Genomic DNA, 12,970 nt, shown 5'->3' with positions numbered 1-12,970 from the left:
TAAATGGTTTTAAAAGAGGTTTGTGTGGAGAATGCATCAGATGTGTCTAAGTTAATCAAGCATGGTGTCAAGAGGATCGAATTATGTGATAATCTTGCCGAAGGCGGTACAACAGTAAGTTACGGAGTGGCAAAACATGTGATGGCGCTTTGTAAAGGGACGCAAATGAAAGTGATGGCAATGGTGCGACCTCGGAAGGGAGACTTTTGCTACAACGACGAGGAAGTAACGATCATGTTGGATGATATCTATATGTTCCGTAAGTTAGGTGTTGATGGTGTCGTCTTTGGATGCATAACAAAAGAGAGAAAACTGGATAAAGTCACGATTAGTAGATTATTAGATGTAGCAGAAGGGTTGGAAGTAACTTTTCATATGGCATTTGATGAACTATTAGTTTCGGAGCGTTTCGATGCAATAGATTGGTTGGCAAAAAAAGGAGTAACACGTATTTTAACACATGGTGGTCATGGTAGACAAACTGTTGAAGAGGTTCTTTGGCAGTGGAGAGAATATATTGAGTATGCAGCTAATAAAATTATCATATTGCCGGGTGGAGGAATTACGGCAAATAATCTTGACTACATTGTAAAGCAAACAGGTGCCAAAGAAGTGCATGGTACAAGAGTCATTGATTGGTAAGATGCAATAAAGGTTACTGAATTTGGTTACAGATGAATAAAGACTAAAGAAGAAATAAACGCCTCTCCGAAAAGTTTATTTCTTCTTTTATATCCTTGGATCTCGTTTATGTCGATTTAGTATAAAGAAGTAATGGAAGAAAATTTTAATGAAAGAACATAGAGAATGATATGAAACCACAATTTATAAAGAGACTAGTTGTAATGATCGTTGGGATTGGAATATTAGGATTTAGTGTCAGTTTGTTAAGATTATCCTTATTAGGTACAGATCCTTTTACATGCATGAATTTAGCTTTAAGCGAAACATTAGGTATTTCTTTTGGGTTATTCCTTTTAATTGTTAACGTGATGATGTTTCCTTTTGTTTTTACATATATGCGATCAGCCATTGGGATAGGAACTGTAGTAAATATGACGTGTGTCGGATTCTTATCTGATTTTTTTATAGAAGTGTTTGATCGAATGAATCTCATACAACTCAATGGTAGTGTACGATTCATATTATTAAGTGCAGCGATTGTTCTAATCGGTCTAGCCATTTCATTATATTTAGAAGCTGATCTAGGTATGGCTCCTTATGATGTCATTAGTTTTATCATCGAGGAACAAACGAATCATAAGATTTCATTTAAATTAGCAAGAATTGCAACCGATTTATGTTGCCTTTTAGTTGCTTTTATTTTTGGAGGGACGATTGGAATTGGGACACTTGCAATGGCTCTATGCACGGGACCTCTAGTACACTTTTCCCGCAACCTAGTTGTCGAGCCGCTTTTAAAAAATTATTTTTTAAACGTATAGTATCATGTAAGAATGATCACACAACACAATGTAATTTTCAAAGAAGTTTAAAGAAAAGTAGTGGATTTACAACATGTAGATTCATAGCTTTTCTTAAAGCTTTTTTCTTTTGTCTATACGTGTAGGAGAATATCTAATAGAATAGATGATATAAAAAACGTTGAAAAGGAGACTATTATGCTGCGAAAATTAACGACAGACGATTTTCTGAAAAGTGTGGAATTATCGCAATATGCGTTTCAGTATACGTTATCAGAGGAAGAGTTGAAAAATGCTAAAAAAAATTTTGATAACGCAGATGTATGGGGAATATTTGCTGGAGAACGCCTGCTTTCAAAGCTGAATATCCTGCATTTTAACGTATGGATAGCTGGCAGGCAGTGGAAAATGGGAGGCATTGCTGGCGTTGCCACATGGCCAGAGGAAAGAAGAGGCGGCAGTGTAAAAAGTCTGCTTACAAAAGCATTGGAAGAAATGCGTTCAAATGGTGAATCAATTAGTTTTTTGCATCCTTTTAAAGTATCTTTTTATCGCAAGTTTGGCTGGGAAGTAATGAATACGCTAAAAAAATATGAAATCGAACATCATCAATTGACTTTTTTGAAAGAGACGAATGGACATGTCAAGAGGCTGCAAAAGGAAACGTTTATAGAAGATATTCAAGAGATTTATGAGCAATTTGGAACAGCGTCGAATGGCATGTTGAAACGGTCAAAGGATCGCTGGGAGAAGACGGTTGGGAAAGGATATCAGGCTGCGCTTTACTATAATGAACAAGGATCTCCAAGGGGTTACATGATTTATAAAGTAGAAAAGAAGGAAATGTGTGTAGATGAGTGGATTGTTCTTGACTACGAAGCGAGAAAAGGGCTATGGAATTTCATTTGTCAGCATGATTCGATGATAAAAAAAGTGATCATTTATCATCAACAGCAATCTGATCAACTTCCGTTTCTTTCTCACTACCCTGAAATGAAACAAGAGGAAAATGTATTTGGCATGGGAAGAATTGTCGATGTTGCTCTGTTCGCAGCCGACTATCCATTTGCTGCTAAGGAACAAGCATTACATATACACATATGTGATGAGACAGCTTCATGGAATCAAGGAGTATTGACGATTGCAAATGGAAAAACGACTTTCAAAGAGGGAGCATCTCTTGGTGAAGGAGAAGGTCTGAGCTTGTCGATTCAGACGCTTACGGCGCTGCTCATTGGCTATCAGACGCCTGCTTTTCTTTACGAAGTAGGAAAAATAGAAGGAAATGAAGCTCACCTTGAGTTGTTGCAGCAGTTGCTGCCAGATTCCTTGCAAAAAGGAACCTATTTAATAGATTTTTTCTAATAGATTGCCGTCACTATTATGTAAGAATGAAACTTTTTTACATGCTGATCCGTAAAAAGAAGTACATTATTTCTCAATCAATAGAAGGGAGTTTTTCACCATGCTTTCTACCGAATATGAGAAAAAGAAAGAACTGTTCTTGCGTTATTATGAAGCACTTCAACAACAATTGAAATGGAAGGTAGATAAGCGGACGTTGATGCTGATGGCCTCCCAATTAACAACTGCGGATCGGCAATTAGATGTACATCAATTGGTGGAGCTTGCGGAAGAAATCAAGCGCCGTTCTGGCTTTTTTTCTAACTTGCGATCTTCATTAAGGTATACAATCGCTTTGTCTTTGCTTACAAATCATGACGAGGATCCGCTAAAAATGTTTGACAAGCTAATAGCGAGCTATCAAGATTTATTGGAAGCTGGGTTTAGCCGTAGTATTTTTACGTATTTTGCTGCAGCTTCCGTGCTATCCAACTGGACGAACGGCACAGATGTAAAGAAACAAGCAAGGCGTGCTAAAACCATTTACGACGAAATGAGAAGAAAACACTTCTTCGTCACATCATATGATGATTATCCACTTGCTGTTATGCTGGCACAATCTGATCGAGATGTAGATGCAATCATGGATGAGATAGCATATTATTATAAAAAACTTAGCAGTCATGTATTCCGAAAAGGGAATAACTTGCAGCTTTTATCTCATATTTTAACGTGTGGCGGAATAAACAATAGGGAATTGCTTGTCAATCGGACGATGCAATGGCATGATGCACTTCGTTCTCAAGATATCAAAATAAGAGGCTTGCATTATGCAGCGCTTGGCATCTTGGCTTTGATCGAATCACCGGATCATCTCATTTCTGATGTTACTGCCATGTATGATGCATTAAATGCTTCCAAACAATTTAAGTGGTATAAAGAAATGAACTTGGTTGTTGCAATCCCGCTCATTGTCCAAGAGAAACTGCATGATCCTGCCATTGCAGCTACTGGATTGACGACAGCGATTGAAGTAATCCTACAAGCACAGCGTACAGCAATGATTGTTGCCACTGGATCAGCTGTTGCAGCTGCTAATACTTCTAGCAGTAGTAGTTCATAGTCGAAAGGAAAGAAATGTTACCTCCGCTACTGCCTCCTTTTTCTAATAAATGGAGGCAGCGGCTGATCATAGTTTTGCAATTTTTGGAAGCGATATTATGATGATTAAACCCTAGTTTAGGATAAATGGTTATGTCCATCAAAAAAATTGCATATATTTTGAAGAAAACAGTAAATTATGATATATTGTTAATTTAACCAAAGGAGGTATTTTTTATGGAAGTTGTTATGCATACCGATCAACGTACTTTATTCCAGAAAGTATTGCAAGTTTTCATCCTATCATTATTCATAGCGACAGTAGGATTGTATGTCGGCCAATATATTCCCCCCGTCATGATGCTCCCACTCATTGTCCTTGAATTAGGAATGCTTATTGCTGCTTTCTGGTTAAGAAGGAAGAAAGCAGTTGGCTATTCATTTGTATATGCTTTTACTTTTATCACAGGTATTACAACATATCCAATCGTTAATAATTATGCTTCTCAGTTTGGGGCACAAGTAGTGCTCATGGCTTTTGCTTCTACATTAGGAATCTTTGTCGTACTGGGGTTTGTTGGGTCTAAAACAAAAAAAGACCTATCCTTTTTAAGTACGATCCTATTTGTTTCACTATTGGCTTTAATCTTTGTTAGTCTCTTTAGCTTATTTAGCCCACTAAATTCTAGCGGGTTACTTGCTTTTTCAGTCATCGGGACGATTGTCTTTTCTTTGTACATTGTTTATGATTTTAACCAAATGAAACACCGTGGAATTACAGAAAATATGATTCCGATGCTAGCATTATCACTTTACCTTGATTTTCTAAACCTCTTTATCAACTTACTGCGCATGATTGGTATTCTAAGCAGAGATTAAGATAAGTGAGGGATAGCTATTAAAATGATAAAAACCATTGAGAGGTATATCTGATATGCTCCCCATTAGGTAGACAGATAAAAATCTGTTTTATCTAAGGGGAGTATTTTTATGGCTCAAAGTAAATATTCAGCAGAAGAAAAATTAGCGATTCTTACGCTTTATCATGATGGGCATTATTCCATGTATGAATGGCCTCTATGTTTCAGATTCATCATGAAACTATGAAAGGTTGGAAATATAAATACGAAGCAGATGGAGAAGCTGGTCTTGAAGAAGCAGCCACGGAAACCATATTCTAAAGAACTCAAGTAAGCTGCTGTACAAGATTATTTATCTGGACAATATTCTTTGTAACACAAGGTGCAATCTCCTTGTATCAAGCCTATTCGACTACCATGGGTCTATTGGTTAAGAGCCCCCGATCTTCCTCCGTTTTTTAGGCTCTTTAGAGCCATACTAAAAAACGGAGGTCACCAAGCGATAGCACGGTAATGGATTTTGCGCCAAATAGAATACTGAAAGTATTGGCTTTATCACCATGACGGGAAAAACTTGACGCATACCAAAAATGAAGAATGTTTTCTTTTCACTGCAAAAAGAGTATAATATAAATAAGAAATACTAAATATAAAAAAGACCATAGGTATCCTACACCTATGGTCATCACAATAGCTTGGTTCCCTTCAAGGGATCTGGCATCTTCGATGAAAATAATCCACCTGAGCCGCTAACTCAAGGGTGGATTATTTTTTTTGATTAAATGACAGCAGCGCTATAACAAACACTCCAAAAGCAATCATAAGCGATAAGCTTTCGTACACCGTCATCATAGCACCACCCCCTCTCTATCAGAAATGGGGATGATGCCGTCACCCTTGAGCTAACCATTATGCTATTGTTGTTCAATTATAGCATTTTTATGGACACTGTAACGAATCAGAATATTAGTTTTAATCATACAATAGAGACACTGTACTTTTCCTTACGTTTCCCCCTTTTTTTCAAGCAGGCTGTCGCCATATAGGGAACATTGAAGTGTGAAAAGTATTATCTACATAAGTATGAGACATTTGAAGCGTTACAACATATGTTATCCTACATTTAAGGTGGATGACATGTCAGAAGTTAAACATGGTAGAGGATATGTGTACTCCATTCAATATCATATTGTATGGTGTGTGAAGTATCGTCATAAAGTGCTAATTGGTAACATAGATACACGATTAAGAGAATTGCTACATCAAATTGCTATGGATAACGGTATTACAATTTCGGAAATCGAAAGTGATTGTGACCCTCTCCCTCTCTTAATTGATTGCACGCCACAGCATTCAATCTCAAGCATCATCAAAGCATTAAAAGGTGTTTCAGCCAGATTACTTTTCAATGAGTTTCCCCAGTTAAAAAAGAAACTATGGGGAGGGCATCTTTGGATCCTTCTTTCTTTGTAGAAACTGTTAGCGAACAAACAGAAGCACAGATACGACAATACATTCAAAATCAAAAAGTGAGGTGAAAATCAATGCTAGCTAATAAAGCCTATAAGTTCCGTATCTATCCAACTAGAGAACAGGCAATACTTATCAATAAAACAATTGGTTGTAGTCGATTCGTATTTAACCACTTCTTGGCGAAGTGGAACGATACATATGGAGAAACAGGCAAAGGGTTGTCATATAAAGAATGCTCATCTAAACTGCCATCTTTAAAAGAAGAAAATATATGGTTAAAAGAAGTAGATAGTATCGCTATTCAGTCGTCAGTAAAGAATCTTGCCGATGCGTACTCACGATTCTTCAAAAAACAAAATGATGCACCACGATTCAAAAGCAAGAAGAACAAAGTTCAATCTTATACAACAAAGCATACAAATGGAAATATTGCCATTGTAGACAATGAAATCAAACTTCCCAAGCTTGGACTCGTTCGTTTTGCTAAAAGCCGTGAAATAGAAGGTCGTATTATCAATGCCACAGTAAGACGTAATTCTTCTGGAAAATACTTTGTTTCTGTACTAGCAGAAGTAGAGATACAACTACTTCCGAAGACAGACGAATCAGTAGGCATTGATCTTGGACTCAAAGATTTTGCCGTTCTCTCCAATGGTGAAGTGTTTGAAAATCCAAAGTTTTTGCGCTCACTAGAGAGTAAACTGATAAGAGAACAACAAACATTGTCAAGAAAGATAAAAGGATCTTCCAATTGGGAAAAGCAACGTATTAAGGTTGCTCGAATCCATGAACAAATAACAAATGCACGAACGGACTATTTGCAAAAGATTTCAACGCATATTGTTAAAAACCACGACATAATTGCAGTTGAAGACTTGCAGGTATCCAACATGATGCAAAATCATAAACTTTCCAAAGCGATCAGTGAAGTTTCATGGTATCAATTCAGGACGATGCTTGAATATAAAGCTAAATGGTATGGTCGTACTGTCATTGTCGTTGGAAAAACATTCGCTTCTTCTCAACTTTGCTCAAGTTGTGGATACAAAAATAAGGAAGTCAAGCTTCTCAAATTACGAGAATGGGATTGTCAAGAATGTGGAACACATCACGATAGAGATGTAAACGCAAGTCGGAATATTCTTGCCGAAGGCAAAAGACTACTATCTGCATAATTGCACTAACCGTAGGAACTACGGGGATAGCCTACTTATCTTCGCTCGATAGAGCGTTCAGCGTAGGAATCTCATGACTTTAGTCGTGAGAGGTTCAAATCCCACTACGTTCAGATAAACATACCACTATCTCATAATCGAACATCGTGATTTGATAATAATTATGTGTAAGAAAAATCTTCATTCATAAAAAAAAGCCCGAATGGCTCGGGCTTGTCTTAAAGGTATTCAAGGAGGTTATAATCAGTAGAATAGAAACTCTACTGCTATAAGAGCACTGCTTTTGCAAAGGCAGCGGCTCCATCTATCTTTATTTTTTATCTACATAAAAATGAAGTGGGTATGTTCGATAGCGTGATGTTGGCATTTTTTCAGTTGTATAGTATCCTGCTGGTGCGTTTATGACATCAGGGATACGATTTACTGTAGTAGCACATGTTAGTTCAACAGTAGCAGGATTTGCAATGTTTACGACTGTTTCAGGTTCACCGCGGATGATCCAGTCATTGCGGTCCACTTCGCCCTCAGCATACACTTTTCCGATACATTCACTAACGATAACTGGTCCTTGTTGCGTAACAGTTGTGACAACAGCTGTCATTCCAGTTGCATGGCCAGCAGGGATTGTTTTTCCTAATGTTTCTGAGTACAAGTCTTTATCATGTGTCATCGGAATCAGTTTTTGGCCTTGAGATTTAATTGTCCAGCCAAATTGTGAACACATCCACTCATTTGCATTTGTCATGAAGGATGGCAAGTCATCGTTTTTCGCAATTTTTTCTTCAAATTCCTCTAATGATAAACCTGCACCGTGTACTTCTGCTAGTGCGATTCCATAATGTTCAACATTATAGCTTGATTTTCCTTCGATACGTTCGATATTATGAGTAGAACCAGCAATCGTTGTAATTAAATTGCCCCAGTAAACGTCTTGGTATCCAGTACCGGCTAATGTACAGTTATTTTCTTTAGCCAGTTTGTCAAGACGATTTGTAATCGCAGGGGATGTATTCCAAGGGTAAAAAGCTTCTTCACAGGTGCTAAGTACGTTTACTCCATAACGGGCTGCAAGTTCAAAAGCTTCCATTGTTTCAGACATTAGACTTCTTGTCATTAAAAGACAAACATGTGCATCTGTTTCTTGAAACACTTTTTCAGCGTCTGAGCGAACAGGTATATTTAATTTAACGCCTAAGCCAGCGACTTCTCCAATGTCTTTTCCGACAACTTCTGGGTTAGAGTCAATAGCCCCAACAATTTCAGCGCCTTTTTCATAAAGGTAGCGTAGACTGACTTCTCCCATTTTTCCACAACCGTATTGGATTACACGAATTTTTTCAAGCATCTTTATCCCTCCACATTGTTCAGTATTTCACATAGTATTTCCCCAACATATAGAGCTCTATACACAAAGTATAAAGTCTATAGTAACAATAGAGTCAAGGGTGCTTTTCACTTTTTTTCACTGGAATTTGCAGCCTCATCATCATTCTCCGTTCTTGATCGTTGAAAAGGGGGAGGTCGACAAGCACTTCACAAATATAATCGCCGATAATAGTGAGGTTATTGCGTTCAGCATATTCTAAAAGTTTAAAAGCATATGCTTTTTCGTTAGAAAATTGGTCACAATAAATCGTTAAATATTGTTCCTCTGGAAGTATTTCTATCCCTTCAGTCCCTTCGTAACCAGGATCTATAAGAATAAAAAGCTCTGTTGATGTAAACTCTTGTTGAAGAATCGTTTCAAGGCGTGTAATGGTTCCAACATTACAATAATGGAAATGAGGGAACTGATTGGCAAACATTTGCTTGCGAAGCTTACGTAGTATATATTCATATGTTACTAAATCATCTTCATAAATATCACGTTCGCCATCATAGCAAAAAATTTTCCTTTCTTTCATATGTTCGAGTTGAATTTTACCAAGCTGAGGAATATTTAAACATGTTTCATAATTATATTTTGCAACCTGAAGCGTCCTTTTCATGTGGGAGAGCTCTTTCACTTTTTCCTCTATTAAGTCAATTTGCTCCTGAAGTACACTTGGAATTGCATGAATATCTTCCTGATAAAAAAACGCTTTAATTTCATCTAAAGAAAAGCCCATAAACTTCAAATATTTAATTAAATCAAGGCGGGCGCATTGTTTGATCGTATAGTAGCGATATTTTGAATCAGGATCAATATAGTCAGGAGTAATGAGCCCGATTTTCTCATAGAAACGCAGTGTCTGAACAGAAATCTGATTTAATTCAGCCATTTTTCCAACTGGAATTCTTTCCAAGCCATTCCTCTCCTTTTGATTTCGTTTACGAGTCTCAGTACATTTATTTTAATATTGTCTCTTACTTTTTGTACATTGATTTCTTTGTATTTTCAATCAGCAAACCTTTCCAATAAAAGTGGAATTAAACAGATAATCTGAGTAGACATATAATAGGAGTAATCTTTATACGCAACCATTCAACAAAAAAGCCTGAGTCCATATCATATCGACTCAGGCTAAATAAGTTATTTTTAGACCACAGAAAGGGGAGCTGCTTTAGTTTCCAGTGATAGACAACCCAATCTGTGAAAGAATCGCACTTCCTAAATACGTGCCCATAAAAACGAACACGGCAACAATCGCGATTTTCCAAGAAGTTTTTCTTAGGTCTACAAGTTGGTCTGCAACCGAAATTCCTGCAAACGTAAGTATAGGAGTCGTGATTGATAGAAAATCTACTGCTTGAATTGCTTGGACAAACGTATCAGAAATAAGACAGAATATAAGCGAGGTTACGGAAACCCAGCCTAGGATTGGAAAGCTTTGAATGATTTTAATCGGTACTTTTTTCATGATATCTGAAATTAAAATGCCGATGAACGAAAAGAGCCACAAGATGAGCAATCCATAAATGGTCGTCAAAGTGATAGGTGTTGAATCCGGGTTTTTTATAAGCTTTATCTCTTGTGTAAATAAAATCAAGCTAATACTTAGCAATAAAACTAAGCTATATTTAACATATTTATTTAAGCCTTGATTCATTGTTTATCACCTCTGACCAATAGATTGTACATGAATCGCTGTAAAGGTACTGCTAAAAATACCATCGTAAATGTTCCTAAAAAGCTCGTTAATAATTGGCTTGCAGAAGCGTAAGCTAAAATGGTGCTCTCAAGCTCCGGCACTCTAGCCACTAAAGTCGACGATGCAGCTGTCATCATACTTGCTGACCCAACGCCTGAAGCCATTGCCAACGCCTCGACGCGAAAGCCGACATCTAGTAATAAAGGAGCGAATATACTAAAGAAAATAGCACCGAATAATGTTCCGATAATATATAATGAAAGCACTCCACGCCCTTCATCTGAATCAAGGGTATATTTTTCCGATATATATGCTAATTCTCCTTCACGCCCAATTCCTAAAGTAGCTCCAATTGCTTCTCGTCTTAATCCGATTAGAATCGCAGCTGGCAATCCTATTAATACAGTTCCTAAGTTTCCAATTTCTTGGATTAAAAAGACCCAGCCAATGCTTAATATTTCGCGAATATGTGGTGCAACGTCAGCGCCATATCTCGCCATTAAAGGCAGCATGATAAAAAGCAAATATTTGTTTGAAAACTGGATATTACTTTTGCTGTATACTTTCTTTAGAATTCCTTTTCGAAAAATAGTTAGTCCTAAAATCATGGTAATCATAATAGCAAACACTAATGGCAGTATACTAATCTTTACGGCCCCTAAAGCAATGCTCTGGAAGCCAATTAATTCAGATATCGTAATCACAATTAGTGAAAAGACAAGTAAATATAAGAATTGAAACTTCATTCGATTTTCTCCTATCTAATCTAGATGTTATTCTGTGATGGATAAAACTAGCTTTTCATATTCTTCGTATGATCTTCTATATAATTTTGCTTTGTCGATGTTTCCATTCATTTCCTCAAAGACTTGTGCTAAAAACCTTGGAAAAATTTCATAAATAAATGCAGGATCAATATCGACAAAGTCATCTCCGTGGATCGTACCTGTAAATCCACTATAGCCAATCTGAATACACGGTAAAATATAAGCTAGATCACCGATGTCACCAGCTGCACTAATGACATTGCCATTTGAAATAACAGGGATTTCTTCGTTTTTGTTAAACGCTTGAACGACAAATTCGGATAAGTAGCGATCTTGTACAAATGGCAAGTAGCCCATTTGCGTATGAATCGACACGTCGCCTTGTAGGGCGTAGGCACTTCCTTTCGCAGCATCGTCCATTTTCTTCGCTACTTCTTTCATATAATCAACTGTCAATGTTCGTAAATCTGAACCAACAGTGATATGGTTGGGGATGACATTAGTAGACATATCAGAATTCATGACGATCGGATTGATTCTCACTTTTTCTACGTCTTTTAATTGTTGTCGACTTAAGCCTAATGCAACATTAAACAGTGTAGACATATTATAGGCATTTTTTGAAGAAAATGGGTCAAAGCCAGCGTGTGTCGCTTTGCCTTTGAAAGTATACTTTTTATACAAGAATCCAGCAAGGTCGCAATTGACTTCGATCGTTCTTTCGGCAAATTCTCCCCCGATAGCATGAACGCAAATACCGATATCAATATCATCAAAAATGCCTAACTTCATCGCTTCTGGCTTGCCGCCATAGTAAGAGATTTCTTTATTTGCGATTAATTCGTCACGAAATGCCAAATCTAAATATTCTTCAGCTGGTATAAAAATAAAAGTAAGATTATAGTCGAAGGATTGATACGCCTTTGATTCAAATAAGTACTTATACAATGCTAATGCAATAGCGACTTGTGTATAATGGCCGCAATTGTGAGCAGCACCTGTATCTTTATCAGCGCACCAGTGTGTAGGAGCATAAACTGCATCTAGTTCGGCAATAAATGCAACCGTATAGGCTTTTCCTTCCCCTAGAGAAGTTTTTAAACCCGTCCTGCTAAATTCCTCTAACTTAATATCTGGATTTACTTTTTTCAACATATTGACAACCGTTTGTTTCGTCTTAAATTCTTTATAGCCTAATTCTGGATTGTCAAAAATCGTTTTTCCGAGGGCTTTGATCTCCTCGTATTGTTGCTTAAATAACATGTTTTTCTCTCCTTCTTGATGTTTAAAATGGACATATGTATTTCTGGAAAAAAACATCGATTACTCTGATAATTCGAAGCTTTAAAAGTATATATCTAAAATGACTTTCTTAGTATACACTAAAAAAGTCATTTTTTCGCTATATTATCTTAATGATTTTAAGTAGTCAATGAATATTCGAATATTTTTAATAAAAATGCTAAATTCTTTAGCTTAATATACCAAACAGATGATGAAGTATGCTAATGAAAAATAATTACAAATACTCTTTTATTACAATACTGTAAGCTAAATGAAAGGTAAAACGATGGCAGTTTGAACGACACTCTTTTACAATATAGTTAAGAGGCAGTGTGAACTACTCACCACTTATCGACCTTGCCGTCTGATTGAAGTAGGAGCTTCTTGGGAACTAGATACTTTTGTTAGCTATCTATATTTACCAAGCTATAAGGGTAGTCCCTACCCCTAGAGAAAATACCAACTACATGG

The 12,970-nt window shown here is 36.8% G+C and carries 12 protein-coding genes and 1 pseudogene; 7 read left to right on the top strand and 6 right to left on the bottom strand.

Annotated features, from left to right (window positions below; genetic code table 11):
- Window positions 1-3 precede the first annotated feature (3 nt).
- The 5 genes from J2S08_RS18995 to J2S08_RS18975 all read left to right on the top strand — a co-directional run bounded on the left by J2S08_RS18995 (window position 4) and on the right by J2S08_RS18975 (window position 4,748).
- Complete coding sequence (locus tag J2S08_RS18995; RefSeq protein ID WP_307232365.1) at window positions 4-642, top strand: copper homeostasis protein CutC; 639 nt, start codon at window positions 4-6, stop codon at window positions 640-642.
- A 170-nt stretch (window positions 643-812) separates the two neighbouring features.
- Window positions 813-1,445, top strand: coding sequence for a YczE/YyaS/YitT family protein (locus J2S08_RS18990; RefSeq protein WP_307232363.1), 633 nt, complete (start codon window positions 813-815; stop codon window positions 1,443-1,445).
- 177 nt (window positions 1,446-1,622) lie between these two features.
- Window positions 1,623-2,789, top strand: a complete 1,167-nt coding sequence (locus J2S08_RS18985) for a GNAT family N-acetyltransferase (protein ID WP_307232361.1) — start codon at window positions 1,623-1,625, stop codon at window positions 2,787-2,789.
- Window positions 2,790-2,889: 100 nt separating this feature from the next.
- Window positions 2,890-3,891, top strand: a complete 1,002-nt coding sequence (locus J2S08_RS18980) for a DUF4003 family protein (RefSeq protein ID WP_307232359.1) — start codon at window positions 2,890-2,892, stop codon at window positions 3,889-3,891.
- Between the two features lie 215 nt (window positions 3,892-4,106).
- Entirely contained in the window at window positions 4,107-4,748 is a 642-nt protein-coding gene (locus J2S08_RS18975) for a Bax inhibitor-1/YccA family protein (protein ID WP_307232357.1), read from the top strand.
- Between the two features lie 746 nt (window positions 4,749-5,494).
- Here J2S08_RS18975 and J2S08_RS18970 read toward each other — a convergent pair.
- Window positions 5,495-5,578 (bottom strand): putative holin-like toxin, encoded by an 84-nt coding sequence (locus J2S08_RS18970; protein WP_307232439.1) that lies wholly within the window; start codon window positions 5,576-5,578, stop codon window positions 5,495-5,497.
- Between the two features lie 288 nt (window positions 5,579-5,866).
- Here J2S08_RS18970 and tnpA point away from each other — a divergent pair.
- A pseudogene (tnpA, locus tag J2S08_RS18965) lies at window positions 5,867-6,267 on the top strand (IS200/IS605 family transposase).
- Window positions 6,268-6,273: 6 nt separating this feature from the next.
- Window positions 6,274-7,377, top strand: coding sequence for an IS200/IS605 family element RNA-guided endonuclease TnpB (tnpB, locus tag J2S08_RS18960; RefSeq protein WP_307232355.1), 1,104 nt, complete (start codon window positions 6,274-6,276; stop codon window positions 7,375-7,377).
- Between the two features lie 310 nt (window positions 7,378-7,687).
- On the opposite strand, the gene J2S08_RS18955 is transcribed toward tnpB, so the two are convergent.
- From J2S08_RS18955 to J2S08_RS18935, 5 genes are all read right to left on the bottom strand, one after another.
- Window positions 7,688-8,722, bottom strand: a complete 1,035-nt coding sequence (locus tag J2S08_RS18955) for an NAD(P)H-dependent amine dehydrogenase family protein (protein WP_307232353.1) — start codon at window positions 8,720-8,722, stop codon at window positions 7,688-7,690.
- Window positions 8,723-8,816: 94 nt separating this feature from the next.
- The gene (locus J2S08_RS18950) at window positions 8,817-9,662 is read right to left on the bottom strand and encodes a MerR family transcriptional regulator (protein WP_307232351.1); all 846 of its coding nucleotides are present in this window, start codon (window positions 9,660-9,662) and stop codon (window positions 8,817-8,819) included.
- Between the two features lie 258 nt (window positions 9,663-9,920).
- Window positions 9,921-10,406, bottom strand: a complete 486-nt coding sequence (locus J2S08_RS18945; protein ID WP_307232349.1) for a hypothetical protein — start codon at window positions 10,404-10,406, stop codon at window positions 9,921-9,923.
- The gene (locus J2S08_RS18940) at window positions 10,403-11,194 is read right to left on the bottom strand and encodes a DUF3100 domain-containing protein (protein WP_307232347.1); all 792 of its coding nucleotides are present in this window, start codon (window positions 11,192-11,194) and stop codon (window positions 10,403-10,405) included. Before J2S08_RS18940 ends, J2S08_RS18945 begins: the two co-directional genes overlap by 4 nt.
- Before the next feature lie 27 nt (window positions 11,195-11,221).
- On the bottom strand, window positions 11,222-12,478 hold the full coding sequence (locus J2S08_RS18935) for a M20/M25/M40 family metallo-hydrolase (protein ID WP_307232345.1): 1,257 nt from the start codon (window positions 12,476-12,478) through the stop codon (window positions 11,222-11,224).
- Between the last annotated feature and the right edge of the window lie 492 nt (window positions 12,479-12,970).

It is taken from the genome of Bacillus chungangensis (assembly GCF_030812995.1).
Classification (GTDB): domain Bacteria; phylum Bacillota; class Bacilli; order Bacillales; family Bacillaceae_C; genus Bacillus_CF; species Bacillus_CF chungangensis.
Note: the sequence above shows the minus strand (reverse complement) of the source record. Positions and strands in the feature narration are given on the sequence as shown.

Excerpts from the sequence above, each read along its gene's own strand:
- J2S08_RS18940 (WP_307232347.1), bottom strand. The coding sequence starts at position 11,194 with ATGAAGTTTCAATTCTTATATTTACTTGTCTTTTCACTAATTGTGATT.
- J2S08_RS18980 (WP_307232359.1), top strand. The coding sequence starts at position 2,890 with ATGCTTTCTACCGAATATGAGAAAAAGAAAGAACTGTTCTTGCGTTAT.
- J2S08_RS18990 (WP_307232363.1), top strand. The coding sequence starts at position 813 with ATGAAACCACAATTTATAAAGAGACTAGTTGTAATGATCGTTGGGATT.
- J2S08_RS18975 (WP_307232357.1), top strand. The coding sequence starts at position 4,107 with ATGGAAGTTGTTATGCATACCGATCAACGTACTTTATTCCAGAAAGTA.
- J2S08_RS18945 (WP_307232349.1), bottom strand. The coding sequence starts at position 10,406 with ATGAATCAAGGCTTAAATAAATATGTTAAATATAGCTTAGTTTTATTG.
- J2S08_RS18935 (WP_307232345.1), bottom strand. The coding sequence starts at position 12,478 with ATGTTATTTAAGCAACAATACGAGGAGATCAAAGCCCTCGGAAAAACG.
- J2S08_RS18995 (WP_307232365.1), top strand. The coding sequence starts at position 4 with ATGGTTTTAAAAGAGGTTTGTGTGGAGAATGCATCAGATGTGTCTAAG.
- tnpB (WP_307232355.1), top strand. The coding sequence starts at position 6,274 with ATGCTAGCTAATAAAGCCTATAAGTTCCGTATCTATCCAACTAGAGAA.
- J2S08_RS18970 (WP_307232439.1), bottom strand. The coding sequence starts at position 5,578 with ATGACGGTGTACGAAAGCTTATCGCTTATGATTGCTTTTGGAGTGTTT.
- J2S08_RS18985 (WP_307232361.1), top strand. The coding sequence starts at position 1,623 with ATGCTGCGAAAATTAACGACAGACGATTTTCTGAAAAGTGTGGAATTA.
- J2S08_RS18955 (WP_307232353.1), bottom strand. The coding sequence starts at position 8,722 with ATGCTTGAAAAAATTCGTGTAATCCAATACGGTTGTGGAAAAATGGGA.